Source organism: Aureimonas sp. SA4125, assembly GCF_019973775.1.
In the GTDB taxonomy this organism is placed as follows: domain Bacteria; phylum Pseudomonadota; class Alphaproteobacteria; order Rhizobiales; family Rhizobiaceae; genus Plantimonas.
The window spans coordinates 4551733-4577500 of record NZ_AP025032.1 but is presented as its reverse complement, the minus strand read 5'-3'; the positions used below and the strand labels follow the sequence as shown (position 1 = coordinate 4577500).

Annotated in this window: 23 protein-coding genes, 1 tRNA gene, 2 rRNA genes, 1 pseudogene and 1 riboswitch (1 of these 28 cut by a window edge); of the genes and pseudogenes, 16 read left to right on the top strand and 11 right to left on the bottom strand. The window is 66.6% G+C overall.

Annotated elements, in window-relative coordinates; translation table 11 throughout:
- From Sa4125_RS21650 to Sa4125_RS21635, 4 genes are all read left to right on the top strand, one after another.
- A 23S ribosomal RNA gene (locus Sa4125_RS21650) occupies nucleotides 1-1424 on the top strand (it extends 1405 nt beyond the left edge of the window).
- A 369-nt stretch (nucleotides 1425-1793) separates the two neighbouring features.
- Nucleotides 1794-1908 (top strand): 5S ribosomal RNA (rrf, locus tag Sa4125_RS21645).
- A gap of 472 nt (nucleotides 1909-2380) precedes the next feature.
- Nucleotides 2381-2587: a DUF1737 domain-containing protein gene (locus tag Sa4125_RS21640; protein ID WP_224001563.1), complete on the top strand. Its 207-nt coding sequence runs from the start codon at nucleotides 2381-2383 to the stop codon at nucleotides 2585-2587.
- 52 nt (nucleotides 2588-2639) lie between these two features.
- On the top strand, nucleotides 2640-3185 hold the full coding sequence (locus Sa4125_RS21635) for a DUF2459 domain-containing protein (protein ID WP_224001561.1): 546 nt from the start codon (nucleotides 2640-2642) through the stop codon (nucleotides 3183-3185).
- A gap of 22 nt (nucleotides 3186-3207) precedes the next feature.
- Here Sa4125_RS21635 and Sa4125_RS21630 read toward each other — a convergent pair whose 3' ends face one another.
- Entirely contained in the window at nucleotides 3208-4416 is a 1209-nt protein-coding gene (locus tag Sa4125_RS21630; protein ID WP_223998301.1) for an IS256 family transposase, read from the bottom strand.
- Between the two features lie 17 nt (nucleotides 4417-4433).
- On the opposite strand from Sa4125_RS21630, the gene Sa4125_RS21625 reads away from it, so the two are divergent.
- Nucleotides 4434-4787, top strand: coding sequence for a DUF2459 domain-containing protein (locus tag Sa4125_RS21625; RefSeq protein WP_224001559.1), 354 nt, complete (start codon nucleotides 4434-4436; stop codon nucleotides 4785-4787).
- A gap of 60 nt (nucleotides 4788-4847) precedes the next feature.
- Here the strand turns inward: Sa4125_RS21625 and Sa4125_RS24350 are convergent.
- Nucleotides 4848-5205: pseudogene (locus tag Sa4125_RS24350) on the bottom strand (GFA family protein).
- Nucleotides 5206-5287: 82 nt separating this feature from the next.
- The gene (locus tag Sa4125_RS21620; protein WP_224001557.1) at nucleotides 5288-5710 is read right to left on the bottom strand and encodes a metallopeptidase family protein; all 423 of its coding nucleotides are present in this window, start codon (nucleotides 5708-5710) and stop codon (nucleotides 5288-5290) included.
- A gap of 410 nt (nucleotides 5711-6120) precedes the next feature.
- On the opposite strand from Sa4125_RS21620, the gene Sa4125_RS21615 reads away from it, so the two are divergent.
- From Sa4125_RS21615 to Sa4125_RS21605, 3 genes are read left to right on the top strand one after another with little or no spacing between them, the layout of a single operon-like run.
- Nucleotides 6121-7125: a hypothetical protein gene (locus Sa4125_RS21615; RefSeq protein WP_224001555.1), complete on the top strand. Its 1005-nt coding sequence runs from the start codon at nucleotides 6121-6123 to the stop codon at nucleotides 7123-7125.
- Between the two features lie 22 nt (nucleotides 7126-7147).
- Nucleotides 7148-8644 carry a DNA polymerase Y family protein gene (locus tag Sa4125_RS21610; RefSeq protein WP_224008123.1) on the top strand — a complete coding sequence of 499 codons (1497 nt, stop codon included), beginning with the start codon at nucleotides 7148-7150 and terminating at the stop codon, nucleotides 8642-8644.
- The gene (locus tag Sa4125_RS21605) at nucleotides 8644-12189 is read left to right on the top strand and encodes an error-prone DNA polymerase (RefSeq protein WP_224001553.1); all 3546 of its coding nucleotides are present in this window, start codon (nucleotides 8644-8646) and stop codon (nucleotides 12187-12189) included. The genes Sa4125_RS21610 and Sa4125_RS21605 overlap by 1 nt, the downstream gene beginning before the upstream one ends.
- 288 nt (nucleotides 12190-12477) lie before the next feature.
- On the opposite strand, the gene Sa4125_RS21600 is transcribed toward Sa4125_RS21605, so the two are convergent.
- From Sa4125_RS21600 to Sa4125_RS21585, 4 genes are all read right to left on the bottom strand, one after another.
- Nucleotides 12478-12771, bottom strand: a complete 294-nt coding sequence (locus Sa4125_RS21600; RefSeq protein WP_224001551.1) for a GNAT family N-acetyltransferase — start codon at nucleotides 12769-12771, stop codon at nucleotides 12478-12480.
- Between the two features lie 51 nt (nucleotides 12772-12822).
- Nucleotides 12823-13473: an alpha/beta hydrolase gene (locus Sa4125_RS21595; RefSeq protein ID WP_224001549.1), complete on the bottom strand. Its 651-nt coding sequence runs from the start codon at nucleotides 13471-13473 to the stop codon at nucleotides 12823-12825.
- Between the two features lie 26 nt (nucleotides 13474-13499).
- Nucleotides 13500-14426: a ring-cleaving dioxygenase gene (locus Sa4125_RS21590; protein ID WP_224001547.1), complete on the bottom strand. Its 927-nt coding sequence runs from the start codon at nucleotides 14424-14426 to the stop codon at nucleotides 13500-13502.
- Nucleotides 14427-14672: 246 nt separating this feature from the next.
- Entirely contained in the window at nucleotides 14673-15311 is a 639-nt protein-coding gene (locus tag Sa4125_RS21585) for an SH3 domain-containing protein (protein WP_224001545.1), read from the bottom strand.
- 208 nt (nucleotides 15312-15519) lie between these two features.
- Here Sa4125_RS21585 and Sa4125_RS21580 point away from each other — a divergent pair, with 208 nt between their 5' ends.
- Both Sa4125_RS21580 and Sa4125_RS21575 read left to right on the top strand, forming a co-directional pair.
- Nucleotides 15520-16329: a polyphosphate kinase gene (locus Sa4125_RS21580; protein WP_224001543.1), complete on the top strand. Its 810-nt coding sequence runs from the start codon at nucleotides 15520-15522 to the stop codon at nucleotides 16327-16329.
- A gap of 398 nt (nucleotides 16330-16727) precedes the next feature.
- Nucleotides 16728-17663: an alpha/beta hydrolase gene (locus tag Sa4125_RS21575; RefSeq protein WP_224001541.1), complete on the top strand. Its 936-nt coding sequence runs from the start codon at nucleotides 16728-16730 to the stop codon at nucleotides 17661-17663.
- A gap of 5 nt (nucleotides 17664-17668) precedes the next feature.
- Here the strand turns inward: Sa4125_RS21575 and Sa4125_RS21570 are convergent, their stop codons facing one another.
- Nucleotides 17669-17827, bottom strand: a complete 159-nt coding sequence (locus tag Sa4125_RS21570) for a DUF2256 domain-containing protein (RefSeq protein ID WP_224001539.1) — start codon at nucleotides 17825-17827, stop codon at nucleotides 17669-17671.
- Nucleotides 17827-19371 (bottom strand): cryptochrome/photolyase family protein, encoded by a 1545-nt coding sequence (locus Sa4125_RS21565; RefSeq protein ID WP_224001537.1) that lies wholly within the window; start codon nucleotides 19369-19371, stop codon nucleotides 17827-17829. The genes Sa4125_RS21570 and Sa4125_RS21565 overlap by 1 nt, the downstream gene beginning before the upstream one ends.
- A 566-nt stretch (nucleotides 19372-19937) precedes the next feature.
- Nucleotides 19938-20015, top strand: a riboswitch (SAM riboswitch).
- Nucleotides 20016-20245: 230 nt separating this feature from the next.
- On the opposite strand from Sa4125_RS21565, the gene Sa4125_RS21560 reads away from it, so the two are divergent.
- Nucleotides 20246-20887: an HNH endonuclease gene (locus tag Sa4125_RS21560; protein WP_224001535.1), complete on the top strand. Its 642-nt coding sequence runs from the start codon at nucleotides 20246-20248 to the stop codon at nucleotides 20885-20887.
- A gap of 302 nt (nucleotides 20888-21189) precedes the next feature.
- Here Sa4125_RS21560 and Sa4125_RS21555 read toward each other — a convergent pair.
- Nucleotides 21190-21264, bottom strand: a tRNA-Gly gene (locus tag Sa4125_RS21555).
- A gap of 281 nt (nucleotides 21265-21545) precedes the next feature.
- Here Sa4125_RS21555 and Sa4125_RS21550 point away from each other — a divergent pair.
- The 5 genes from Sa4125_RS21550 to Sa4125_RS21530 all read left to right on the top strand — a co-directional run bounded on the left by Sa4125_RS21550 (nucleotide 21546) and on the right by Sa4125_RS21530 (nucleotide 24653).
- Nucleotides 21546-22082: a prolyl-tRNA synthetase associated domain-containing protein gene (locus tag Sa4125_RS21550; protein ID WP_224001533.1), complete on the top strand. Its 537-nt coding sequence runs from the start codon at nucleotides 21546-21548 to the stop codon at nucleotides 22080-22082.
- 31 nt (nucleotides 22083-22113) lie between these two features.
- Nucleotides 22114-23076 (top strand): co-chaperone YbbN, encoded by a 963-nt coding sequence (locus Sa4125_RS21545; protein WP_224001531.1) that lies wholly within the window; start codon nucleotides 22114-22116, stop codon nucleotides 23074-23076.
- Nucleotides 23077-23213: 137 nt separating this feature from the next.
- Nucleotides 23214-23894, top strand: a complete 681-nt coding sequence (locus Sa4125_RS21540; protein ID WP_224001529.1) for an LON peptidase substrate-binding domain-containing protein — start codon at nucleotides 23214-23216, stop codon at nucleotides 23892-23894.
- A 174-nt stretch (nucleotides 23895-24068) separates the two neighbouring features.
- Nucleotides 24069-24263, top strand: a complete 195-nt coding sequence (locus tag Sa4125_RS21535; protein ID WP_224001527.1) for a Trm112 family protein — start codon at nucleotides 24069-24071, stop codon at nucleotides 24261-24263.
- A 78-nt stretch (nucleotides 24264-24341) separates the two neighbouring features.
- A complete protein-coding gene (locus Sa4125_RS21530) occupies nucleotides 24342-24653 on the top strand; it encodes a hypothetical protein (RefSeq protein WP_224001526.1) in 312 nt (103 codons plus the stop codon).
- A 181-nt stretch (nucleotides 24654-24834) separates the two neighbouring features.
- Here Sa4125_RS21530 and Sa4125_RS21525 read toward each other — a convergent pair whose 3' ends face one another.
- A complete protein-coding gene (locus Sa4125_RS21525; RefSeq protein ID WP_224001524.1) occupies nucleotides 24835-25380 on the bottom strand; it encodes a DUF4256 domain-containing protein in 546 nt (181 codons plus the stop codon).
- Nucleotides 25381-25768: the final 388 nt, after the last annotated feature.

Sequence of the window (25768 nt, the reverse complement as noted above, 5' to 3'; positions counted from 1 at the left end):
GGGTTAGCCGGCCCCTAAGGCGAGGCCGAAAGGCGTAGTCGATGGGAACCACGTTAATAATCGTGGGCCTGGTGGAGAGTGACGGATCGCGTGTATCGTAGGGTCTTATTGGATTGATCCTGCGGTGAAGCGGTTCCAGGAAATAGCCCCACCGTATAGACCGTACCCTAAACCGACACAGGTGGACTGGTAGAGTATACCAAGGCGCTTGAGAGAACTATGCTGAAGGAACTCGGCAAATTGCACGCGTAACTTCGGAAGAAGCGTGACCCCCATGTACGCAAGTGGGTGGGGGTGGCACAGACCAGGGGGTAGCGACTGTTTACCAAAAACACAGGGCTCTGCGAAGTCGCAAGACGACGTATAGGGTCTGACGCCTGCCCGGTGCTGGAAGGTTAAGTGGAGGGGTGCAAGCTCTGAAATGAAGCCCCAGTAAACGGCGGCCGTAACTATAACGGTCCTAAGGTAGCGAAATTCCTTGTCGGGTAAGTTCCGACCTGCACGAATGGCGTAACGACTTCCCCGCTGTCTCCAGCATAGACTCAGTGAAATTGAATTCCCCGTGAAGATGCGGGGTTCCTGCGGTCAGACGGAAAGACCCCGTGCACCTTTACTATAGCTTTACACTGGCATTCGTGTCGGCATGTGTAGGATAGGTGGTAGGCTTTGAAGCATGGGCGCCAGCTCGTGTGGAGCCATCCTTGAAATACCACCCTTATCGTCATGGATGTCTAACCGCGGTCCGTTATCCGGATCCGGGACAGTGTATGGTGGGTAGTTTGACTGGGGCGGTCGCCTCCCAAAGAGTAACGGAGGCGCGCGATGGTGGGCTCAGACCGGTCGGAAATCGGTCGTCGAGTGCAATGGCATAAGCCCGCCTGACTGCGAGACGTACATGTCGAGCAGAGACGAAAGTCGGTCATAGTGATCCGGTGGTCCCGCGTGGAAGGGCCATCGCTCAACGGATAAAAGGTACGCCGGGGATAACAGGCTGATGACCCCCAAGAGTCCATATCGACGGGGTTGTTTGGCACCTCGATGTCGACTCATCGCATCCTGGGGCTGGAGCAGGTCCCAAGGGTATGGCTGTTCGCCATTTAAAGCGGTACGTGAGTTGGGTTCAGAACGTCGTGAGACAGTTCGGTCCCTATCTGCCGTGGGTGTAGGAGTATTGAGAGGATCTGTCCCTAGTACGAGAGGACCGGGATGGACGTACCTCTGGTGGACCTGTTGTGGCGCCAGCCGCAGTGCAGGGTAGCTATGTACGGACTAGATAACCGCTGAAGGCATCTAAGCGGGAAACTAACCTCAAAACGAGTGCTCCCTATCAGGGCCGTGGTAGACCACCACGTTGATAGGCCGGGTGTGGACGAGCAGTAATGCTTGAAGCTTACCGGTACTAATCGCCCGATCGGCTTGATCATTCCCATTCGCCAATGTTCACCCCCAAAGGGGTGTGAACATTGGTTTGTCTCGAGGCGCTCACGCCGACTTGTCACGGACAAGTCGTCTGCGCTGGCGCGGATTGCCATGGCAATCCGACGGACGGTCGTCCTACGGGCGGCCAGCCTGTTGCCGCTGAAAAGAGACGGTTCTCATTCCAATCCAAACGGCCTCCCTGCAGAGGCCTTCCAGAACTCAGCTACTACCGCGGCTTTCCCGAAAGGGGCGCCCCTTGGTAGCCCGACCGGGCGTCGGGCCAACTGGCCCGCCCCAGCGGAGACGGCCGGGTCTTTACCCGGCTGGCGTGAGCCCCCTGAAACAAACTCCAGCTTCATCTTGCCATTCGCTGACCTGGTGGTTCTAGCGGAGCGGCTGCACCCGATCCCATTCCGAACTCGGCCGTGAAACGCTCCAGCGCCCATGATACTTCGTCTCAAGACGCGGGAAAGTCGGTCGCCGCCAGGTCTGCAAATGACAAGAAATCTCATCACATACCCAACAAAACACAAACCAAACAGCCCCGTCGCACCCGCGACGGGGCTGTTTGCGTTCCCAACACATAGTCAACCCCCAAAAACATCATTCCAATCCGCGTCAGGCCAAAATCCCCGACTTTGCCGCGGCCGGAGCGTTGGCGTTCGGGCTGAGCATTGTGACGGCCTTCACACCACGATGGCCTTTGCGGGCCGCAAATCTGCCGGCCTGGATGGCACGAAGCCGTCGGGCGAAATGAGGATAGCGGGCGCGTGAAGTCGGCAAAGCTTGCATCCGGCATGATGTGCAACGATATGCGGGCAGACTGGACAGCTTTACTGCAGGTCCGGTGTGAAGGCTGATGGCGATAGCGGCGATCTGCTCGACGAACGAACGGATTGGCTGCCAGGGCGATCTCAGGGCGCGCCGCGGGCGATCGGAATGATGTGAAAAGGACGTCTCGATGAAACTCTACCGACTTCTGACCGGGCCCGACGATGCGAGTTTCTGCCACAAGGTGTCGGCCGCGCTCGACAAGGGTTGGGACCTCTACGGCGATCCGACCTATGCCTTCGATTCGAGCAGCGGCGCCATGCGTTGCGGGCAGGCCGTGGTCAAGGAACTCTATGGTCACAGCTACGACCCCTCCATGAAGCTTGGCGAGCAATAGGGCGCCCAAAGCCCGGCATCGCTTCGGCTGGCGGTCCTCGGCGCCCCTCATCGTGCTCGCACTGCCGCTGCTGGCCCTGGCGATCGGCTGTCTCGTGCCGCGCGCGGGCGCGGATGGAGCGGCCAGCCCATCCGACCTGGCCGCCGCTGGCGGCAGCGGGGCCGGCAAGGGAGGCGGCCAGACGCAAGGCCCGGATCTGCGCCGCGTGGCCGGCGACCGCCTCGGCACCCGTGCGTTTGCACAGGGCCCGCCGGAAGCCCGCCACCGCGTCTTCATCCTCTCCTCCGCCATCCACACCGACATCGCCCTGCCGGCGGAGGCAAGCGTTCTCGCCAGCTTCGGCTTTCTCTCCGCCGCGGGACTTCCGATCGACCGGCAGGACGTCGGGGCGATCGTCGTCGGCTGGGGTGGCCGCGATTTCTACATCGGGACGCCGCGCTGGTCGGATATCCGGCCAGGCCCGGTGCTGCGCGCCTTTACGGGCGATTCCGCGGTGCTGCATGTGGACCTTGCCGGCGAGATCGACGCCGCGGCACCGGGAGTGCGCGCCGTCGATCTCGGCGATGCCGGTCGTGTCCGTCAACGTGGTGGAAATTGAGTGTAGCTGAAGCGGCTCCGTTTCAGGCGACTTCGGTGGAAATCTGTTCGGGTTTTGCAGTGTTGCCCATGGCCATGAGGTCGGCCATGGGTTCGGTCTGCATGTAGCGGTTCTGGATCTGCCATTCGTCGTTGGCCTCGAGAAGGACGGCGCCGATGAGCCGGATGATGGATCCCTCGTTCGGGAAGATTCCGACGACGTCGGCACGCCGCTTCACCTCCTTGTTCAGGCGCTCCAGGGAATTCGTCGAATGGATCCGGGTCCGGTGCTGACTGGGAAAATCCATGTGCGCCAGCACGTCGGTCTCGCTGTTGTCGATGAAGGCCCCGAGCTTTGGACACTTTCCCCGAAGCTGGTCGGCGACGTGGCGCAGCGCCTGGCTGGCGCTAGCACGATCGGGCTGGGCGAAGGCTTGGCGCAGCGCGGCCGCCGCCATGCTCTGCTGCGCCTTCGGGACATACGACAGGGCGTTGCGCATCCAATGCACCCGGCAGCGCTGCCAGGAGGCGCTGAACACCCGGCGAATGGCGGCTTTCAGCCCTTCGTGAGCATCCGAGATCACGAGCTTCACGCCGGACAGGCCGCGGCGCACGAGGCTCTTGAGGAAGCTCGACCAAAACGTCTCCGCTTCCGAGGGGCCGATGTGAAGGCCGACGATCTCGCGCTTGCCGTCCGTGTTCACGGCCACGGCGATTATGGCGGCGACCGAAACGATGCGTCCACCCTCGCGCTGCTTCAGGTAGGTCGCATCCAGCCAGAGGTAGGGCCAGTCGCCAGTGAGAGGACGGTCGAGGAAGCCGCCGACGCGTTCGTCGATGTCTTTGCACAGCTTCGATACGGTGCTCTTGCCGATCCCCGACAGCCCCATGGCCTGTACCAGATCGTCGACCCGCCGGGTGGAAACGCCGCTGATCCAAGCTTCCTGAATGACGGCAACCAAGGCCTTCTCCGAGAGCTTTCTCGGCTCCAGGAACGGCGGGAAGTAGCTGCCCTGCCGAAGCTTGGGTATCCGAAGCTGCAACGAGCCGAGCCGCGTGTCGAGCGAGCGGTCGCGGTAGCCATTGCGATAAGTCGCCCGTTCCTGCGTCCGTTCGTGGCGCCCGGCGCCGATCATGCCTTCAACGTCGACCTCCATAAGGAGCTGCATCACGCTCTCGGCTATCGTTCTCAGGAAATCGCCGTCCCCGGCTTTCGCAAAAAGCTCGGCAAGCGGTAGTCTGTCCTCGGTCATCGGGTTCTCCGGTCAGGTTGAAGTCTCGCAACTCCACCTTAGCCGCCCTATCCGGTGACCGCCTCAGCCACACCTTTCAATGTCGGAATTTCCACCACGAGCGCGGACACTACCGCGATGCCGGCTTTGCCGCCCTCATGGGCTTTGTCCTCGAGACACTCGCCCGCGATCAAGCCGGTCGCCCCGTTCTGGTCGGTGCCGCGGGCTACGGCGCCTTCGATCGCTTCTACGAGGCGACGGGGCGCTTTACCGCGTTTGCCGGCTGCAACGCGTGGACCGCTGCCGCCTTGCGCGCGGCAGGGGTGACGACGGGTCTGTGGACACCGTTGCCGGCGACGCTGTCCTGGTCGCTCGACCTCCACGCGCAGTGACGGGATGATCTCCCTCGTTCCGGAGTTCGGAGCCTGACGCCCTCCTGGGGGAGCGTCAGCTCAGAACGACATGTCGGGTACGCAGCGGCCGTCGGGCGGAAGGATCCTCGAAAGTGGCCAGGCCATCAGAATGATGGATGGGAAGATCGGCGACGGCCTCCGGCAGCGCCATCCTGACATTGACCGCCAGGCGGTATCGGCCGTCCAGCTCGTCCTGCCGTCCGCGCCGGACCAGAACGCAGCTGCAACCCGGGCAGAAGAGCCTTTCACGCGGTGGATCGGCCTTTGCAGGCGTCCCCATAGGCCCAAGGGCGCGCCGTAGCGGCGGCAAAGCATGCAATTGCAGGCCGTCGTCGGACCCGGGATCGCCATGAGGCGTCCAGTGGGCGGCGTCGCAGTGGCAGCCTCCCTTCAGCATTTCCGGCTTCCCCTGCCGCTTGCTCGAACACCCCGTGTCTTCCGAGCATGGGGCCGGCGATCGCCGGCCGAACGCGAGCCCCCTATCCGGCCTGCGCCTCCAACTCTTCCATGTCATCGTCCGACAGGCCGAAATGATGGCCGATCTCGTGGATCAGCACATGCGCGACGAGCGTACCGAGCGCTTCCTCGTGCTCCGACCAGTAGTCGAGAATGGGCCGGCGATAGAGAAGGATGCGATTCGTCATCTCGCCGGTGACGGCAAGGCCGGGATCGCCGATCGGACGCCCCTCGAACAGGCCGAGAATGTCGAAGGCGCTCTCAAGGCCCATTTCCTCGACGATCGAGTCCTCGGGAAAGTCGGCGACGATGAACTGGATGTCGCCCGACAATCGCCGGAACTCCTGCGGCAGGCCGGCATAGGCTTCCAGTGCCAGCGCCTCGATTTCCTCGAGGCTCGGCGCCATCCGCCGGCCCCAGTCGCCGCTCTGGTCATGCCTTGCCATGATGCTCCTTCCCGCTGCCATCGCCTGGCATGATAGGGCGTGCGCGGCTGCGGGGCGAGGTCTGCTCCCGATTCGAATGCCGCGGAGGCGTTTCGCGCGCAAGGCGCGGCCGTTGGATGAAAAAGGACGGGGACAGGGAAAGTCCCGCGGCGATCGGCCGAGCTGTTTCCAGCCGGCCGAAGCCGCCTGCCGATGCCTTGGTTCTCCCCGGCTGCATAGGAATCTATGGCCATTTCCTGGTGCGAATGACCCCTCATCTCCCGAGGGTTTCATAATAAAAGGAAAATATTCCGAAAAAGACTCTTCTTGACTCTCTCCGGCCCCTCTGGAATCCATAGGAACATACAGAGAACAAGACCTCTCCGGGAGAGAGGGCGGAACGGCTGCGGTGCGGGCCGAGGGAGATCGTCATGTCTGAAAATGCGTTCTTCCGGGGACGGAGCGGTGAAGCGGCGCAACGCGAAACCGTGGCGGAACTGGCCGCGCGCATCGCCTTGATCGAAGGCCGCGCGGTGCATCGGCTGGAGATCCCGCCGAACAGGCTGTCCGCCGCTGCCGCGCCGTCGATGCCCGCAGGCGTGGTGCCGGAAAGGGACGTCGGCAGCGCCGCGATCCGGCAGCGACGGGCGTCGTTCGGCGTCGCTGCGGCGGATGAAGCGCTGGCCGGCGGCTTTCCCGGGAGCGGGCTGACCGAAATCCATGTCGACGAGACGCGCGGCAGCGGCAGCGGCGCGGGCTTCGCCCTGGCGCTGGCGGTGCTGTTTGGCGCCAGCCCCGGCCGTCCGGCCATCTGGATCGGCGGTGCCCACGGCTTTGCCGAGGGCGGCATGCCCTATGGGCCGGGTCTTGCCGCCTATGGTCTCGATCCGGCGGGCCTCGTCCTCGTGCGCACGCCGCGGCTGGAACAGGCGGTCTGGGCCGGCGAGGAAGCGGCGCGCTCGCCGGCGCCTGCGCTGACCATCCTCGAAGTGCGCGGCAATCCGCGGCTTCTCGGGCTCGAGGGCACGCGCCGGCTGCATCTGCGCGCCGGCCGGGCCGGACGCCCGTTACTGCTCCTGCGCCAGAGCGGGCGCCCGGAAGCCACGGCCGCACCGCTCCGGCTGCGCATCGCACCCGCCCCGGCCGCGGCCGTTCCGGACTTCGTACCCGGTTTCGTGCCCGGCCCTGTGCTTGACCAGGCAAGGGGCCGAGGCGAGCCGGCGCCCAAACTCATCGGCCATCCCGTCTTCGCCGTTACCGTCGAAAAGGCCCGTGACGGCCGATCCCAGCATTTTCTCCTGCAATGGAATCCCCATGACCGCCGCTTCCAAGCCCTCGCCCAGCCGCCTGCTCGCCATCTCGCTCCCGCTGCTGTCGACGGATCGGATCCGGCGCGACCGTCTGGGTCGGTCCTGGCGCTCCGACGGGCGTCGTGACGCGGCCGCCGCGGCGCCGCTCGTGCTTTACGAGCGGCTCGCCAATGCCGACCGCATCGCCGCGCTTTGCGAGGGGGCGGCAACGCTCGGCCTGTCGCCGGGTCTTGGCCTTGCCGATGCCCGGGCCCGCTTTCCCGGCCTCGACGTCGTGGCGGCCGACAGGGCGGCGGACGCCGTTCTCCTTGGCGCCGTGGCCGATTGGTGTGACCGCTATACCCCGCTCGTCGCGCTCGATCCGCCGCATGGCCTCGTTCTCGATATTTCCGGCTGCGGCCATCTCTTCGGCGGCGAGAAGGCGCTGATGGACGACCTTCTTGCCCGGCTGTTCCACCAGGGATTTTTCGCCCGGGCCGCGATCGCCGGGCATGCCGGCACGGCGCTTGCCGCCGCTTCCAGGTCTTCGGGCGCGGACATCGCCGAAGGCCAGGAGCACGCCGCCGTGGCGCCGCTGCCGATCGGTGCCCTGCGGCTTGGCGCGGACAGGACGGCAAAGCTCGAGCGGCTCGGCCTGAAGACCATCGGGGCGCTGGCAGGCCTGCCGCGGCAGAGCCTGGCGCGACGGTTCGGCGCCGACCTCCTGACCCGGCTCGACGAGGCGCTGGGTCTTGCCGACCGGCCGATCAGCCCGCGCCGCACGGTCCCCGCCCTCATCGCCGAACGGCGCTTTGCCGCGCCGATCAGCCAGGCCGGGGACATCGAGCGCATCACCGGCTTTCTCGCCCAGCGCCTCTGCCAGGCGCTGGAGCGGCGCGGCGAAGGGGCACGACGGCTGGAACTGTCGCTGTTTCGCGCCGACGGCAAGGTCGAGCGCGTCACGGTCGCAGCCTCCGGCCCCTTGCGCGCGCCCGAGCGCATCTCGGCTCTCTTCCGCGAGCGGCTGAAGGGATTTGGCGAGGAGATCGACGCCGGCTTCGGCTTCGATCTGGTTCGCCTCTCGGTGCTGGCGGAAGAGACGATGATCGAGCGCCAGGAGGATCTTTCGGGCGAAAAGAGCCTGGCCGGCGATCTCGCCGGGCTGATCGACCGGTTGGGTGCCCGGCTCGGCGAGGACCAGGTGCTGCAGATCGAGGCCCGCGCCAGCCATTGGCCCGAAAGGGCGATGCGCATCCGCCCGGCGATCACCGTGCCGCCCATCACCGGGTCGCAGCGCGGCGGGGCGGCGTCGCGCCCGGCCATGGCCGCCGACATGGCGCTGCCGAGGGGGGAGGAAGCGCCCCGCCCGGTCCGGCTCCTGGGGTCGCCCGAGGTGGTGGAGGCGACCTTCGCGGTGCCGGACGGCGTGCCGATGCACTTTCGCTGGCGCCGGGCGCTGCATGTGGTGCGCCGGGTCGAGGGGCCGGAGCGCATCGCGCCGGAATGGTGGCTGGGCGGGACCGAGCGCGCCCGCGACTATTTCCGCATCGAGGATGCCGACGGGCGGCGATTCTGGCTGTTTCGCAAGGAGCAGGCGGCGGCGCCCGGCGAGGGCGGCCATGGCGATCCGGTCGCGCGCTGGTTCATGCACGGGATCTTTGCCTGATGTCGGCGCCCTTGCGTCCCCCCGCCCGCCGCCGCCCGGCCGTTCCTCGGGGGAGGGGCGGGGTTTCAGGCTTTGCCGAGATCGGCACGGCGAGCAGCTTTTCCTTCCTGCGCGGCGCTTCGCAGCCGGACGAACTCGTCGGCACGGCGCAGGCCAAGGGGCTGGGGGGGCTCGGCCTTGCCGACCGCAACACCGTCGCGGGCGTGGTACGGGCGCACCAGGCGGCGCGCGAGATCGGCTTTCCCTTCGCTCCCGGCGCGCGCCTCGTCTTCAAGGACGAGACCCCCGACATCTTCGCCTATCCGCGCGACCGGGAAGGCTGGGGGAAACTCTGCCGGCTGCTGACCCTCGGCAATCTGCGCACGGTGAAGGGCGACTGCGTTCTCCATCTGGGCGATCTCCTGGATGGCGGCGAAGGGCTGCATCTGGCGCTGCTTTCTCCCGGCGGGCTCGGTGCCAGCCATGACGGAGAAGCGCAGGCGGCAGGCGAGCAGGCAGGAGGCTGCCTCCGTGCCTTGCAGGAAAACTTTGCCGGCTCAGTTCATCTCGCCGTCGCCCCGCGCCATGACGGCGGCGACGCCCGGCGGCTCGCCCGGGCGGCCCGACTTGCGGCGGCAAGCCGCGTCCCGCTGATGGCGACGAACGACGTCCTCTACCACGCCCCCGACCGGCGCCGGATGCAGGACGTCCTCACCGCCATCCGCCACCATGTGACGATATCCGAGGCCGGTTTCATCCTGTCGAAGAATGCCGAGCGGTATCTGAAGGCGGAGGCCGAGATGGCGCTCCTCTTCCGCGACCATCCCAGCGCCCTTTGCGAGAGCGGTCGCTTCTTCCAGGCACTCGGCTTCGATCTGTCCTCGCTGCAATACGAATATCCCGACGAGTCGCTCGGCCTCGACGGGACGCCTGCCGAAGCGCTGCGGCGCCTGGCCTACGAGGGCGCCCGCTGGCGCTATCCCGGCGGCGTGTCCGGGAAGACCGTCGGGCAGATCGAGCACGAGCTGAAGATCATCGCCGTGATGAAATACGAGCCCTATTTCCTCACCGTCTACAACATCGTCCGTTTTGCCCGTTCCCGGCAGATCCTGTGCCAGGGCCGGGGATCGGCGGCCAATTCCACGGTCTGCTACTGCCTCGGCATTACCGAGGTCGATCCGGAGATCACCGGGCTCCTCTTCGAGCGCTTCATCTCGCCCGACCGCGACGAGCCGCCGGACATCGACGTCGACTTCGAGCACGAGCGGCGCGAGGAGGTGATCCAGCACATCTACGAGGCCTATGGCCGCGACAATGCGGCGATCGCCGCCACCGTCATCACCTATCGCGGCCGCTCGGCGGCGCGCGAGGTCGGCAAGGCCTTCGGTCTCTCGGACGACGCGGTCTCGGCCCTGTCGGGCTCGGTCTGGGGCCATCATGCCGGCGATGTCGGGGAGCGCGAGGCGGCGGAAGCCGGGCTTTCCGTCGCCGATCCCGTGACCGAGAACGTGCTCGCCTTCGCCAACGAGCTGATGGGCTTTCCCCGCCACCTCTCCCAGCATGTCGGCGGCTTCGTCATCACCCGCGGGCGCATCGACGAGGTCGTGCCGATCCTCAACAGCGGCATGGACGGGCGCACCATCGTCGAATGGGACAAGGACGATCTCGACGAGCTGAAGATCCTGAAGATCGACATTCTGGCGCTCGGCATGCTGTCCTGCCTCAGACGCGGCTTCGACCTTCTCGCCGCGAACTATCCAGCGCACCATGGCGGGCGGCTGACGCTCGCCGACCTCTCCAAGAATGCCGACGACGCGGCGACCTATGCGATGACGCGGCGGGCCGACACGCTCGGCGTCTTCCAGATCGAATCGCGCGCGCAGATGTCGATGCTGCCGAAACTGCGGCCGAAGGAGTTCTACGACTTCGTCATCCAGGTGGCGATCGTCAGGCCCGGCCCGATCCAGGGCGACATGGTCCATCCCTATCTCAAGCGCCGCATGGGGTTGGAAGAGCCCGTCTACGAGAACGAGGCGCTGCGCGCCGTGCTGCACCGGACGCTCGGCGTGCCGCTGTTCCAGGAGCAGGCGATGCAGATGGCGATCGTCGCCGCGAGCTTCACGCCGGGCGAGGCCGACCAGCTGCGCCGCGCCATGGCGACCTTCAAGCGCACCGGCAAGATCCACACGTTCCGCGACAAGATGATCGAGGGCATGGTCGGCAACGGCTATTCCAGGGAATTCGCCGAGCGCTGCTTCAAGCAGATCGAGGGATTCGGCGGCTACGGGTTCCCGGAGAGCCATGCCGCCTCCTTCGCCCTCCTCGTCTACGCCTCCTGCTACATGAAGTGCCATTATCCCGACGTCTTCGCCGCCGCCCTCCTCAATGCCCAGCCGATGGGGTTCTACGCGCCCTCGCAGATCGTGCGGGACCTCCGCGACCACGGCGTCGCCGTCCGCCCGGCCGACGTCAACCATTCGACCTGGGACTGCAGCCTCGAACCATCGGATTTCGACCCGCGTGCTCTGGCGCGGCGTCACCGCGAGATGGAGAAGGACATCCGCTCGAACCACGCCGTCCGGCTCGGCTTCCGGCAGATCAAGGGCCTCTCGGAAGCCGAAATGGGACAGCTCGTCGCGACACGTCTGCGGTCGGGGCCCTATGATTCCGTCCGCGATCTCTGGCTGCGCTCGGGGCTGAAGCGCGGGGCGATCGAGCGGCTCGCCGACGGTGACTGCTTTGGCTCGCTCGGCCTTTCCCGGCGCGACGCGCTCTGGGCGGCCGAGGCGCTCGATCCGAACGGGGCCGCCGAACGCCTGCCTCTGTTCGAGCGGGCCGATGCCACCGACCTCCAGAAGGAGCCCGATGCACATCTGCCGCCGATGCCGCTCGGCGAAGAGGTGATCAACGACTATCGGTTCCTGTCGCTGTCGCTGAAGGCCCACCCCGTCGTCTTCGTGCGCACGGTGCTCAGGGCCCAGAAGGTGATGACGAACGAGACGCTGGAGACGCTGCCCTCCGGCCGGCGCGTCACCGTCTCCGGCCTCGTCCTGGTGCGCCAGCGGCCGGGCTCGGCCAAGGGGGTGATCTTCATGACCATCGAGGACGAGACGGGCACGGCCAACATCATCGTCTGGCCAAAGCTGTTCGAGGCGCTTCGCCCGGTCGTCCTCGGCGCCCGCTTCATCAAGGTGACCGGGCGCATGCAGTCGGACCGGGGCGTCATCCATGTCGTCGCCGAGCATGCCGAGGACCTCACCGGGCTTCTCGCCGCCGTCGCCACAGGGGGCCTTGTCGGGGAAGGCCATGTCGCCCCGGCAGACCATGTCAAAAGCCCGCTGCCCGTCAGCCGCCGCGGCCGGCGGGGCGGCGTCGCCGCCTCGCTCGGCAGCCTTCTGGCCCGCGCCGACGAGGTCCGCCGGCCGATCGAGACGGGACGCGGCACGCTGCTTGCCGTGCTGCGCGGCGCGCGGCCGGCTCTCGCCTCGTCGCATCATGCCTCGTCGGAGCTTCCGCCGGACAGTGCTATGCGCGCGGTGCTGCCGAAGGGGCGGAATTTCCAGTAAAGCGGGCGGCTTCGGTGCAAGGGCATGGCATGAGCGGTTTCGCCGACCGGGGAGGCGATGGCCTGGCCCGGTGCTCGTGCTCTGCCAGCGCAGCTGATCCGGCGGCGCCAGCAGCTCTGGCTCCTCAGCAGCGTGATCGGCTGCGTGAGTCGCAATCGCGCGACGGCGCACCATCCGCTCGAACAAGCATCCCGCGATTGCGGCCGCATCGACCGCAGGAGCTGCCGTCCCGCACTCAGCCGGACGCGCTTTCGCGCAACCGGGCGTATTGGGGGCTGGCCGGGTCGGTCAGTGCTTGAGGACGTCGCCCCATTCGGGATGTTTGCCGAACTGCGCATTGGCGAAGGGGCAGAGCGGGATGATCTTCTTGCCGACGGCGCGGGCATCGGCCACGGCACGCTCCACCAGGCGCAAGCCCGCGCCCTGGCCGCGAAGGGCATCGGGCACGTCGGTATGGTCGATGATGATCATTGTCGTCCCCGCCTTGGAGAAGCTGAGCTCGGCCACCGCATCGTCCGGCCCCTGCAGGCGGTACACGCCCTTGCTCGTTCCCTCCTCGAGGGTGATCGCTCCTTCGCTCATGCCCAGGCTCCTCGTTCACGACGTTCGCACGGGCGCTCGCTGCCCGTGCCATCATGCCTCGCTCGTACCGGCCTCGCCGACGGAACGGATTGCCGCACCGGCGAGAAAGACCGAGCTGGCATCGAGTTCACTGTCGCGGATTTCGTGGCCGCCGGGATGCCAGACGGTCTCGACGTCGGCTCCTTCAGATGACAGCAAGGTCGCCAGCTGCTCGGTCAGCGCCGGCGGACAGATCGGATCTTGCCGGCCGGCCGTGATCAAAACCCGGGTTCCGTCCAGTCTGCCCCGCGGCGCGGGCTTGAAGGGGATGAGCGGGTGCATCAGCACCGCGGCATCGAACAATCCCGGGCGGTCCATGAGGACGGTGGCGAGGATGTTTGCGCCATTGGAATAGCCAAGACCCAGGACCCGGCTCGGCCGGTGTTCCTCGATCTTGGCCGCCACGAAGGCGGCCATCTTCGCCGTGGCCCGCGCGAGGTCCTCCATGTCGTAGCGCCCCTCTGCCTTGCGGCGGAAGAAGCGCGCGGCCCCCATCTCCGCGACGTCGCCGCGGGGCGAGACGAGGTGCGCCTCGGGCAGCATCTGCCGCCCCAGGTGAAAGAACTGCCGCTCGTCGCCGCCGGTCCCGTGAAACACAAACAGGAGCGGCGCCCCTGGCGAGGCGACATGCCCGGCGTGATGGTAAGTGTCTAAGGATATCATGACGGGCTCGTGGAACAGCGAGGAACTTACAAAGGCGGTAGATGGGCGATAATGGCGACACGGGAAGGCTCGTAGCGCGCCGGCAGCATCAAACCCTGCCCGAGATTCTGCCGCGGCTCGTCGCGCTCGAATCCAGGCTCGTTCGTCGCGACCTCGAAGAGAACGCCGCCGGGTGTGCGAAAGTATATCGCCCAGAAGTAGTCGCGGTCGATCACCGGCGTCACCTGGTATCCCGTGTCCATCAGTGCCTTGCGCACTTCGAGCTGCGTCTGGCGGTTTTCGACCGCGAAGGCGACGTGGTGGACCGATCCGGCACCCTGGCGCGCGGCGGGCGCACCGGGCAGCGTCTCGATGTCGATCACGTCGGCGACGCCGCCGCCCTTTACCCGAAGGCGTGTCACCGCACCGGATCGCTCGACCTCCTCATAGCCCATGAAGGTCAGAAGCTCGCTCGTCGCGCCACCATCGCGCAGCCGCAGCTGTACCGAATGGAAGCCGCGGATCGCGGCATCGGCATCGACGCCGCCGCCGAGGAAGGGCGTGCGGGCATCGTCCTCGGTTTCGATCAGCGCGAAACCGTCGCCGTCCGGTCCTTCGAAATGCAGGCGACCGGCGCCAAAGACGCTATCGCGGGAGAGACCGGCGACGCCGGCGTCGCCGAGCCGCGTCTCCCAGGCGCCAAGACTGTCCTTCGGGACGGAAAAGGCGGTCGCCCCGACTTCGCCGGCGCCGGGCTTGCCCTTGGCGATGTGCGGGAAGGGAAAATAGGTCATGACCGAGCCGGGAGTGCCGACCTCGTCGCCATAATAGAGATGGTAGACATCAGGGGAATCGAAGTTGACGGTTTTCTTCACCCGGCGAAGGCCGAGCGTCTCGGTGAAGAAGGCGTTGTTGTCGCGGGCATTGGCGGCCATCGAGGTGACGTGATGGAGGCCCTTGATCTGGTCGAGCATGGCGGGTTCCTTCCCGGCTGAAACGTGAGCCTCAAATGGCGTCTACCGCACAGGCGTCAAAGGCCGAGCGATGCTGCCTGACTGTCAACACAGTGTTGACAATTCACGGCGGGGGTGACGCCTCCTGGAACGACGTGCCGTGTCGCCCGATCCTCAAGGCGCCGAGCCGGCATGACGCTGCCGCCGCAACTTTCGTCACGGCGGCATCTCGGTAGGCTCACGTCCACGGCTCAGGTCGCAAAGCGCTTACTGGGGCGGGATCCAGGGACGGTCGCGACGGCTGTCGTCGCCGCGCCGACCGTCGCCCCGTTCGCCGCGAAATTCGCCCCGATCGCGGTCACGCTCGCCATCGAAGTCCCGGCGCTCGGTGCGAATCTCCTGCCGCTCGCTGCGCCGCTCGCCGCGAAACTCAGGCCTGTCGCCGCGGCGGTCATCGCGAAAATCCGGGCGACCACGGCGGGGGCCATCGAAGCGATCGCGGCGGTCGTCGCGGCGATCGAGATAGCGGTCGCGGTACCAGGCGCGGCCGGCATAGTGGCGGCGGTGGTAGACATAGGGGTCGAAGCCGAGGACCGGCACGCCGATCGTGATGCCGACGCTGGAGATCGGTTCGCGGTAATAGCGCCGGCCGAGATAAGCGAGATAGTTGCCCGATACCCAGCCGCGGCCGCCGGCCCAGTCGATGTCGCACCAGTTGTAGCCGGACAGGCAGCCATAGACCGTCACCTCGTCGCCCGCCGGGATCGTGCCGTAGCGCTGATAGGAGGCGCTCGGGCCGGTGCGGACATTGAGGTCCGTGGTGACGACGGCGCTGGTGGCGGCAAGCGCGGCCGTGGGCGCGATGAGGCCGGCTGCCATCACGAGGACCCTGAACATGCTGTGCATTCTCTCTCTCCTTCGGCTCGTGTGGCAAGACCCATCGCGGCGCTGACTGAAGCGGTAGCGTTTCCGGGCTGAACCGCCCCTGAACGCCCTTGTATGGAAGCATTCAGCGTGTCGCAGCATTCAGCCGACACGGGGCAAGGCGCACGTCTTGCGCCTGCAGCGATTGCCGACGATGATCGCGGCGAACATATCGGGGAGGCATGCATCAATGTCGAAGAAATCGAAGACCGCCACGCTCGCGGGCCTCGACATGGACAGCCATCTGAAAAGCGGCACCTACCAGGACCGGCTGGCCGACCTGCAGCACACGCTGGTCAAGATCCAGCAGGCCTATCTCAACTCCAGCCACAGCGCCGTCGTCGTCTTCGAAGGCTGGGACGCGGCCGGAAAGGGCGGTGCCATTAGGCGCATGTCCAGCGTGCTTGACCCTCGCGGCTTCAAGGTCTGGCCGATCGCGGCGCCGCAGCCGGCCGATCTCTCCAGGCACTATCTTTCGCGCTTCTGGGAGCGGCTGCCCGCCAAGGGCGAGATCGCCGTCTTCGACCGCTCCTGGTACGGCAGGGTCCTCGTCGAGCGGGTCGAGGGATATGCCGCCGAAGCCGAGTGGAGCCGGGCCTATGGCGAGATCGCCGACTTCGAGAAACTGCTCGTCGACAACGGCACCCGCGTCGTCAAGATCTTCCTCGCCATCACCCGGGAAGAGCAGCTGAAGCGTTTCATCAGCCGCATGGACGATCCGTTGAAGCGCTGGAAGCTCAGCGTCGAGGACTTTCGCAATCGCGGCAAGTGGAACGCCTATGTCGAGGCGGCCGACGAGATGTTCGCCCGGACCTCGACGGGGCATGCGCACTGGGACGTCATCCCGGCCAACCACAAGACCTTTGGCCGGGTCGCGGCCCTGCAGACGATCGTCGACCGGCTGTCCAAGGGGATCGACCTGACACCGCGTCTGCTCAGCCCCGAGGTCGCCGAGGAGGCGCGCCAGCTGATGGAGAGGGAGGGGCGCGACGAGGGTTAGCCGTCTGCCCAGACGCCCCACTCGGGGTGGCGCTCCAGCGTCAGAAACCGCCGTCGAGCGTGATCGGACTGCCATCGGCAAAGCGCCAGAGGCGGAACGGCTCGGAATCGACGGCGGATGCGTCGCCCGCCGCCCGCTCGACCAACAGCCAGCCGGCAGCCGGTCGAGGCCGGGACCAAGCCCGAAACCGCGGCCGGAAACGCCGGTGGCAAGGAAGAAGCCGGGAACAGCCGAACTCCGAGACCGGGCATTTCGGCGGAGGGGGTCATGGAATCGACATCGGGGGACACGACAGGACCTCCTGCAGGCGGCACGGCACCGGCGCCTGCCGATGGAGCGCCGCACTCCACGGGATGATCGCGGTGCGGTGATAGGCAGGCGGGGCAAGGGAGTGGTTCATGGCGCGCATCCTGGTCGACCGGCGGTCCTTCATCGCCATGGCGGCTTTGGCGGAAGCTCCTGCCGTCCTGACAGCCCCCTCCGTCGCCGCCTTGCCCAGGAACCTGCCGCTCTGGCCGGGTGAACCGCCCGGCGGACGGGGACTTTCGGGGCCGGGGCCGGGGCCGGAAAGGATGGATGGGCGCGGAGCGCTCAGCCATGTTTCCAGGCCGCGGCTGGTGGTCCACCGGCCGGCCGAGCCGTCGCGCCGGACAGACACCGCCGTCATCGTCGTCGCCGGCGGCGGCTATGGCCGGATCGAGGCGGGGCGGGAGAGTGTGCCGGCCTGCCGCTGGCTGCAGGCGCGGGGAATCACCGCCTTCGAGCTGATCTACCGACTGCCGGGGGAGGGCTGGTCGGTCACCGCGCCCTTCGCCGATGGGCAGCGCGCGATGCGCCTCGTGCGCGCCGGGGGCTTCGAGCGCATCGGCATGCTCGGCTTTTCCGCCGGCGCGCATCTCGCCGGCATGACCGCCGTGCGGCCCGATGCCGGTTACCAAGGCCCGGTCGATGCCGCGGATGCGCAATCCGCCCGCCCGGATTTCGTCGGCCTCGTCTACCCCGTCCTGTCGATGATGCCGCCCGTCGACGGCACGCGCGCACGCCATGCGATCCTCGGGCGTCATCCCGGCCGGGCCGAGGCCGAAGCCTTTTCCGTCGAGCGTCTCGTCGGCGCCGACACGCCGCCGGTCTTTCTCGCGCAGTCGGCCGACGACCCCGTCGCGCCGATCGACAACAGCCTGATGATGTACAATGCGCTCGGCATCGCCGGCGTCCCGGCCGCGCTGCATGTCTTTGCGACCGGTGGCCATGGCTGGGGCATGGGGCGGGCGGGAGGGGAGCCCGCCGACTGGTCCGCCCTGTTCGCGGACTGGATGGACGGCACGACCGGCTGAGCCGTTCAGTCCTGCGGCGGCTTCGGCCGGTTGCGGCGGCAGGCGTCGGAGCAATAGCGAACCTCGTCCCAGACTTTTGCCCATTTCTTGCGCCAGCTGAAGGGCCGGTGGCAGGTGGCGCAGATCTTTTCCGGCAGGTCGGCCTTGGCGACGCGCTTGGCCATCAGAGCCGCCCTTCGCGCATCGCGAGAAGATGTGCCTTTGCCTGGTCGAGCAAAGCGGCCTGCTTGGTTTCTCCCATCCTGTCCCAGGTGGAATAGACATAGGGCATGCGGGCATTGCCGCCGAACCTCTCGCGGTGGCGGGCGAGGAAATCCCAGTAGAGCGCGTTGAAGGGGCAGGCACGCTCGCCGACGGCGACCTTTGGATCATAGGCGCAGCCGCGGCAGTAATTGCTCATTTTGTTGATGTAGTTGCCGCTCGCGGCATAGGGCTTTGACGCCAGCAGCCCGCCATCGGCGTGGAGCGCCATGCCGAGCGTGTTCGGCATCTCGACCCATTCATAGGCATCGGCATAAACAGCGAGATACCATTCGTGCACCGCGGCGGGATCGATCCCGGCGATGAGCGCGAAATTGCCGGTGATCATCAGCCGCTGGATATGATGGGAGTAGGCATGCTCGTGCGTGTGGGCGAGGACCTCGGCCATGCAGGCCATCTTCGTCTCGCCGCCCCAGTAGAACCAGGGCAGCGCTTCGCTCGCCTGCAGCGCATTGCGCGCGGCGTAGTCCGGCATGAAGCGCCAGTAGACGCCGCGGATATATTCGCGCCAGCCGAGGATCTGGCGGATGAACCCCTCGGCCGCGTTGAGGGGCACCGCGCCCGCGCGAAAAGCCGCTTCCGCCCGCTCGCAGACCTCGAGGGGATAGAGCAGGCCCGCATTGATATAGGCCGAGAGCAGCGAGTGGTTGAGAAAGGCTTCGCCCTTGACCATGGCGTCCTGGTAGTCGCCGAAGCGCGGCAGGATTTCCGTGGCGAAATGCTCGAGCTCGCGCAGCGCCTGCCGGCGCGTCACGGCGAAATGGAAGGGCTCGAGCTGGCCGTAGCCGTCCGGGAAGCGGGTTCGCACGAGATCGAGCACGTCCAGCGTGATCGCGTCCTTGGCAAAGCTCAGCCTCGGCGGCGAGGTGAGCCCCGCCTTCGGCGGCTTGCGGTTGTCGGCGTCAAAATTCCAGCGCCCGCCCGTCGGCTTGCCGTCCGGCTCCATCAGGATGGAATGCCGCCGCCGCATCTCGCGGTAGAAGAACTCCATCCGCAGCTCCTGCCGCGCCCCCGCCCAGGCATTGAACTGATCATGCGTGCACAGAAAGCGCGTGTCCGGCAGGATGTCGAGCGGCACGGGGAGGGCAAGCCGCAGCGCCTCGAACCCCTCGCTGAGACGCCATTCGCCGGGCTCCGTCACGACGACGCGGCTTGGCCCCAGCTCCTCCACGGCGCGCAAAATCTCACCGTCCAGCGACTGCGTGTTGCCGGGATCGTCCAGCTGGACATAGCGCACGGTAAAACCCGACTGACGCAATGCCTCGGCATAGTGGCGCATGGCGGAGAAGAGGAAGGCGATCTTCTTGACGTGATGGCGGACATAGCTCGCCTCGGCCATCACCTCCGCCATCAGGATGACGTCATTCTCCCGGTCGGCCGCAGCGACGACGTCGAGGCGCGCGGAAAGCTGGTCGCCGAGAATCACGCGCAGCACGGGTGGGGTCATGCGGTTCCAGTCTGGGGCGGGGGCGACGCGTCGCGCCGGGCTGGCCAGCAGATAGGTCTGGGAGAACATCCGTCAAAGCGGTGGAGAGCGCCATACTCCCGGACGCTGCTTCCTTCGAAGGGATGAGCCATTCGGCCTGGCCGCCCGACGGTGGCTGACGGACACGCGGTCAACGCAACTGGCCGTGAATCGCATGGCGCAGCGGGTTGCGTGGCACCCGCGCATCCAAGAGAGTCCGGCCCCTGTGTCGTTCCAGGGGCCGGCAACCCTTTCCGCCGTTGCGCCAACCAGATCCTCGCTTCGCTGAGGTCCGACGGTGCCACTGCCGGAAAAAAGCAGCAACCCCGGTTGTTCAATCCGGCGAGCCGGCATACCGTACGAACCACGGAGGGGACACTGCCCTCCGATGGTCGAGGACAGCGCGGCCCCGTAAGGGGTCACCAACTGACGGGCCGGGGGTACGGCGAGGGCGGACAGTTTCGAAGGCGGTTCGCCCTCTCCATCGCGTCAGTGATTCGAAGCTAGCAGAGAAAGCCGACCTGTGGCCACCGGCGGATTATCGTCACGCCATAATTCGTGGTGATTTGGCCCGTCGACTTGCAGCCACGTTAAACAACTCATTCAACGTTGCGGAGGAGATTGCCGCTGCAGGAGCGGGGTTGAAGGGTGCGCAGCAGATACATGCGCGTGCGGAATGTTGCTGTCGCCTTCGATGGACTTCAGCGAGGGTAGAGTCACAGCTGTGGATAGACCGGCAAATTGCCGCTCTTGGGAGAGCCTGCGGCTCCGAGGGCCATTCCCGAAAGCGCGCGCAAGGCTCCGGCGCCGAAGGACTGCGCTTGGCAAAACATCACACGTATGCCGTAGTGGCCAGATGACCGACTCCGCCCCCGAACGGAACTGCCTCCGCATCCCGGTTCCTGAGATTGCGGAGACTGCTCGACTGCTCGACGCGGCCGTCACGGCTCATAATCTCGGCGCGACGAAGCTGGCGGACGAACTGATCCGCCTGGCGGACATGCCGGCAATTACCGAATGGACTGAGTCCTTATGGGGTGTCGGCGGGCCAACCAGCCGGCCAGTGATCAAGGTCGACACGTCATCGTTCCTGCCGAAAGAGCGGCGGACTGCGCTGCGAATGCCGACCACAGCCGAGAAGCGGGCCCTCATCGCCAGGGACGGCTATCATTGCCGTTTCTGCGGCATTCCCGTCGTACGGGCGGAGATTCGTAGTCTCATCCGCATGTCCTACCCGTCGGCGCTCCGTTGGGGACCGAGAAATATCGACCAGCATGCCGCTTTTCAAGGGATGTGGCTGCAGTACGATCACCTGCTACCGCACGCCAGAGGCGGCACAAACGAGCTGGCCAACCTCGTTGTTAGCTGCGCACCCTGCAACAATGGTCGGGCAAACCTCACTCTTGAGGAGGTCGGCATCTCGGATCCTCGGTTGCGTGAGCCGGTGCGGTCGTTATGGGACGGGCTGCTGCGCTTTCGATCTGCGCCTTCAGTCTGATCGGGCATCCAACCCGCAGCATGACGGCATGGCACTGGTAGAGCATTCCCGCGGCCGACCGGGCGAAGATCCGATGGGCATATCTGCTGCCGACGGCGCCGTCGAATGTCGGGCGCGAGCCGGAGCCAGTCTATTGGCAGTCGTTCGGCAGCGGCGGCTGATCTTGAGGCGCGGCCGCCCGCATCACGGGAGAGCGGAGGGAGACGACTTAGCGGGTGCTTCCGCCCTGCTTCCGCAGCCTGAACAGCAAAAATGCCCGCAAAAGCGAGCTTTCATAAATCACTGCGATCTTAAAAAAAAATTGGAGCGGGCGAAGGGATTCGAACCCTCGACCCCAACCTTGGCAAGGTTGTGCTCTACCCCTGAGCTACGCCCGCCCGCTCCCGGCAGCGCTAGGCGCTGCGGATGAGCGCTGTATGCCGGAAAGCGCCGGGCATTGCAACAGGCATCCTGTGCGCTCGGTGCTGAAAAATTTCGCGGCCCTGTCGAAGGCGTTGGGCGCCCGGAGCGGGGCGGATGGTGTCGCTTCCTGGCGCGTCGCCGATGGCATCGCCTCGGCGCGCGCCGCCGTGAGCATTGCTCCGGAGCGCTGCCCGCTCTTGATCGGCGGCGGCGACACCGCTACGTCGGCGCAACGCCATTTCGGACCGGACCGCCCATGCTCTCGCGCGACGACCTCTTCGCCTTTCTCGGCCGCCAGGGCATCGCGACGACGACGGTCGAGCACCCGCCGCTCCATACCGTCGAGGAAAGCCGGGCGCTGCGGGGCGAGATCTCCGGCGGCCATACCAAGAACCTCTTCGTCAAGGACAAGAAGGGCACGGTCTTCCTGATCGTCGCCGAGGAGACGGCCGCGATCGACCTGAAGACGCTGCACAAGGTGATCGGCGCGCAGGGGCGGCTGTCCTTTGCGAGTGCCGACCAGATGCGCGCGCTGCTCGGCGTCGAGCCGGGTTCCGTCACCGCCTTCGGCCTCGTCAACGACCGCGAAAACGCGGTGAAGCTGGTGCTTGATGCCGGCCTTCTCCGGCACGATATGCTGAACTGCCATCCGCTGACGAACACGGCGACGACGACGATCGCGCGCGAGGATCTCCTGGCCTTCTTTGCGGCGACCGGGCACGCGCCGGCGGTCGTCTCGCTGGAGGCGGCGGATGCCGGCACGGCGGGCGATGCCGAAGGCGGAAATGATTGACGGGCGCAACAGCCAGGGAACGGGACGGACGATGAGCAACAACCCCTATGGTTCGAGCTACGGCACGCAGACCACCGGCCTCGGCGCTGCCGCGCCGAAGGCGCCGTCCGCGGGCGCGAATGGCAGTGGACCCCTGATCAAGGACACGACGACGGCGACCTTTGCCGTCGACGTCATTCAGGCCTCGCGCCAGCAGCCGGTGCTCGTCGACTTCTGGGCGCCGTGGTGCGGTCCGTGCAAGCAGCTGACGCCGATCCTCGAGCGCGCCGTGACGGCCGCGGAGGGCCGGGTGAAGCTCGTCAAGATGAACATCGACGACCATCCCTCGATCGCCGGCCAGCTCGGCGTGAAATCCATTCCCGCGGTGTTCGCCTTCGTCGACGGTCAGCCGGTCGACGGCTTCATGGGCGCGCTTCCCGAGAGCGAGGTGACGGCTTTCATCGCGCGTATCGGCGGCACCGGCGAGGATCCGGTCGCCGCGGCGCTGGAGGAGGCGAGGGCGCTGCTGGCGGCGGGCGATGCGGGCAATGCCGCGCAGCTCTTCGCCTCGATCCTGCAGCACGACCCGTCGATCCTCGGCGCCACGGCCGGCCTGGTCGAATGCTATCTCCTCGCCGGCGATGCGGCCTATGCGCGCACCCTCATGGACCAGGTGCCGGCGGACAAGGTTGACGACCCGGCGCTGTCTGTCGCGCGCACGAAGCTGAAGCTGATGGAGGAAATCTCCGCGCTCGGCGATCCCGTGGCGCTGCAGGCGCGCATCGAGGGCGACGCCGACGACCACCAGGCGCGTTTCGATCTCGCCCTCATCGCGCAGGCGCGGGGGCACAGGACCGAGGCGGCCGGGCATCTCCTCGAAATCGTCAAGCGCGACCGGACGTGGAACGAGGATGGCGCCCGCAAGAAGCTGATCGAGTTCTTTGAGGTCTGGGGCGCCATGGATCCCGCGACGAAGGACGCCCGGCGCCGGCTGTCGACGCTCCTGTTCTCCTGACGTCTCGGGGCAGGAGGGGATCGTCGCCGCTGCGCCGGAGATCCCATCCCTGTCTAAGATCGTCGTAGTGGTGGCGGGCAGCCCTTGAGATCGCCTCGCCATGTCCCAAATCCGTTCCTGTAGAACGGAGCGCGACCGTGGTTCATGCAGGCAATGCCAATTATACCAGGGAAGCCGATCTTCCCGATACCGTCCCGGTGTTTCCGCTGGTGGGAGCGCTGCTCCTGCCGGGCGGGCAGCTACCGCTGAACATCTTCGAGCCTCGCTATCTCGCCATGATCGACGATGCGATGATCGAGCGCCGGATCATCGGCATGATCCAGCCGAGCGTCGACGGGGCGGTGCTCGAGACCGGCGAGCCGCAACTGGCGAAGGTCGGCTGTCTCGGCCGCATCACCTCGCTGACCGAGAGCGGCGACGGGCGCTATATCGTCAATCTGCACGGCATCGCGCGGTTCCGGGTGGTCGAGGAACTGCCGGTCCGCACGCCGTACCGCGCCTGCCGCCTCGCCCCCTTCGTCGCCGATCTCGATCTTGGCCATGGCGCCGGGGAGGTCGATCGCGACGGGCTGCTGGCGGCATTTCGCATGTATCTCGACGTCAACCAGCTGGAGGCGGACTGGGAGAGCATCACGAGGGCGTCGAACGAGACGCTCGTCAACGCGCTGTGCATGATGTCGCCCTATGGCGCGGCGGAAAAGCAGGCGCTGCTGGAAGCTCCCGACCTCAAGACGCGGGCCGAGACGCTGGTCGCGCTGACCGAAATCGCCATCGCCCGCGAAACTTCCGAAGACGGGATCGGCCGGACGCTGCAGTAACCGGCACGGCCATGGTTTCTTCGGTGGGTTGGGTTGAGGCGGGGTCGGCTGACCGCCGGCACGGTCCCATCACAATGTGGTAAGGCTCCCCCCCGGGGTCGCCGATCGTCGCGCCCCCTGCTTTTCCCGCCGAGTGCCCGAGGCCGCGCCCGGCCCACCTGCAACAGGATTGCCATGCCCCGATCGACCCCGGCCGACCAGCGGCCCGACCCGAAACTTCTGGAACTTCTGGTCTGCCCGCTGACGAAGACCACACTCACCTACGACGCCGAGCGCAACGAGCTCGTTTCGGCCGCCGCGCGTCTCGCCTTCCCGATCCGCGGCGGGATTCCGATCATGCTGGCTTCCGAGGCGCGCACGCTCGACTGAGCCGCGCCGCCTCAAGATCCGCGCGATTGCCTGTTTCTCGTCGCCTCCCGGTGCTATGAGAGCCCGAGGAGATCCGCCATGGCCAAGCACCTGACCGCTCGCAACATCGCCGCCGAATTCGGCGAAAGCTCGCGTCACTGGACGAAGCTGGCCGCCACGGGCGTCGTTCCCGGCGCCTTCCAGCCGAAAGGCACGGCGACCTGGCTGTTCGACCTCGACCTCTTTCGCGCCTGGCACACGGCCGGCCAGATGCCGGCACCGCGGGCGCCGGTTCCCTCGCCCGTCTCCAAGCGGCCAAAGCCCGTCGTCTCGCCGCGCCAGCAGCGCAAGAAGGAAGAATTCAGCTCCGAGATCGACCGCCTCGTGCGCAGCGCGATGCCGCCGAAATAGCAAGATTCCGGCTCGGCCGCCTGCCGGCCTGTTTCTCCAGGCTCGATCGCCCCGACATCTGGCAGATTCCGCCAGTGACGGTGCCGGAACTGTCGCAGCGGTTCCGCCTGCCGAACCCAGTGTCTTCGCACCTCGCCGCCGCAAAGGCCCGACGCATTAACGGGTTGGGCGCCACGCCCCGTCAAACCTTCAGCCGCCCGCGAAACCCCCGGGCGGCAAAGTAGGAGTCGGCACCGTTGTGGTAGACGAAAACAGTGTCGTAGCGCCGATCACAGAACAGTGCGCCACCGAGTTTGCGAATGGACGGGGGCGTCGCGATCCAGCTCGACGTCTTGCGATCGAATTCCCCGAGGGTCTGGAGATCGCGGTACTGTCGTTCGTCCAGCATCTCGATGCCCATCGAGGCCGCCATTTCCGCGGCATTGCCGGCGGGCTTGTTCTCCTTGCGCGCGTCGAGCGCAGCGCGATCAAAGCACAGACTGCGCCGACCGGCCGGGCTTTCGGGCGAGCAATCGCAGAAGATGAAGTCGTCGGCGGCGGTGTCACGGCCGATGATGTCGGGTTCGCCGCCTGTCCGCTGCATCTCGGCCAGCGTCCGGAGCTTTTCCGGATGGGAAACAAGCCTTTTCTCCACCTCGGTCCACGCGATGCCTGCATGGCGACGCGGGTTTTCGGCAAACCTGTCCCTCAGGATCTTCAGCGTCATCTCGGCGTCGAACTCAGCCATGATTCCCCCCAAGCCAACGACGGGTATCGATATCCCGCGCGCCTGTTATCTCCGCGAAACGGCCGGACGACAACTCCGCCCTCCGGCCTAGAGAGCCTGGTCAGCCTCGGTAACGCTCCGGGCAGGGGCCTTACCCCGCAAGCGCGGCTACCTCCGACGCTCCGGCGAAGGCGGAATGGGGATGGCGCGAGGTTTTGCGCGGCGCTGTCCGAGCAGCCTCCACAGCGCGCTCCGAGCCATCAGCACCGACCAGGGCGGCCTGCGATCCGCGAGGGCGTTTTCCCAGCGTCGGCCGGTCGGCGTCGGGGAAGGCGAGTCATGCATGTCCTGCCCCGCCGCCGCACATCCAGACCCTCCAATCAAGCCGGATCGCCCGTCCCGTGGCGCG

Excerpts from the sequence above, each read along its gene's own strand:
- Sa4125_RS21640 (WP_224001563.1), top strand. The coding sequence starts at position 2,381 with ATGAAACTCTACCGACTTCTGACCGGGCCCGACGATGCGAGTTTCTGC.
- Sa4125_RS21630 (WP_223998301.1), bottom strand. The coding sequence starts at position 4,416 with ATGACCGAGGACAGACTACCGCTTGCCGAGCTTTTTGCGAAAGCCGGG.
- Sa4125_RS21620 (WP_224001557.1), bottom strand. The coding sequence starts at position 5,710 with ATGGCAAGGCATGACCAGAGCGGCGACTGGGGCCGGCGGATGGCGCCG.
- Sa4125_RS21615 (WP_224001555.1), top strand. The coding sequence starts at position 6,121 with ATGTCTGAAAATGCGTTCTTCCGGGGACGGAGCGGTGAAGCGGCGCAA.
- Sa4125_RS21605 (WP_224001553.1), top strand. The coding sequence starts at position 8,644 with ATGTCGGCGCCCTTGCGTCCCCCCGCCCGCCGCCGCCCGGCCGTTCCT.
- Sa4125_RS21600 (WP_224001551.1), bottom strand. The coding sequence starts at position 12,771 with ATGAGCGAAGGAGCGATCACCCTCGAGGAGGGAACGAGCAAGGGCGTG.
- Sa4125_RS21595 (WP_224001549.1), bottom strand. The coding sequence starts at position 13,473 with ATGATATCCTTAGACACTTACCATCACGCCGGGCATGTCGCCTCGCCA.
- Sa4125_RS21590 (WP_224001547.1), bottom strand. The coding sequence starts at position 14,426 with ATGCTCGACCAGATCAAGGGCCTCCATCACGTCACCTCGATGGCCGCC.
- Sa4125_RS21585 (WP_224001545.1), bottom strand. The coding sequence starts at position 15,311 with ATGCACAGCATGTTCAGGGTCCTCGTGATGGCAGCCGGCCTCATCGCG.
- Sa4125_RS21580 (WP_224001543.1), top strand. The coding sequence starts at position 15,520 with ATGTCGAAGAAATCGAAGACCGCCACGCTCGCGGGCCTCGACATGGAC.
- Sa4125_RS21575 (WP_224001541.1), top strand. The coding sequence starts at position 16,728 with ATGGCGCGCATCCTGGTCGACCGGCGGTCCTTCATCGCCATGGCGGCT.
- Sa4125_RS21570 (WP_224001539.1), bottom strand. The coding sequence starts at position 17,827 with ATGGCCAAGCGCGTCGCCAAGGCCGACCTGCCGGAAAAGATCTGCGCC.
- Sa4125_RS21565 (WP_224001537.1), bottom strand. The coding sequence starts at position 19,371 with ATGACCCCACCCGTGCTGCGCGTGATTCTCGGCGACCAGCTTTCCGCG.
- Sa4125_RS21560 (WP_224001535.1), top strand. The coding sequence starts at position 20,246 with ATGACCGACTCCGCCCCCGAACGGAACTGCCTCCGCATCCCGGTTCCT.
- Sa4125_RS21550 (WP_224001533.1), top strand. The coding sequence starts at position 21,546 with ATGCTCTCGCGCGACGACCTCTTCGCCTTTCTCGGCCGCCAGGGCATC.
- Sa4125_RS21545 (WP_224001531.1), top strand. The coding sequence starts at position 22,114 with ATGAGCAACAACCCCTATGGTTCGAGCTACGGCACGCAGACCACCGGC.
- Sa4125_RS21535 (WP_224001527.1), top strand. The coding sequence starts at position 24,069 with ATGCCCCGATCGACCCCGGCCGACCAGCGGCCCGACCCGAAACTTCTG.
- Sa4125_RS21530 (WP_224001526.1), top strand. The coding sequence starts at position 24,342 with ATGGCCAAGCACCTGACCGCTCGCAACATCGCCGCCGAATTCGGCGAA.
- Sa4125_RS21525 (WP_224001524.1), bottom strand. The coding sequence starts at position 25,380 with ATGGCTGAGTTCGACGCCGAGATGACGCTGAAGATCCTGAGGGACAGG.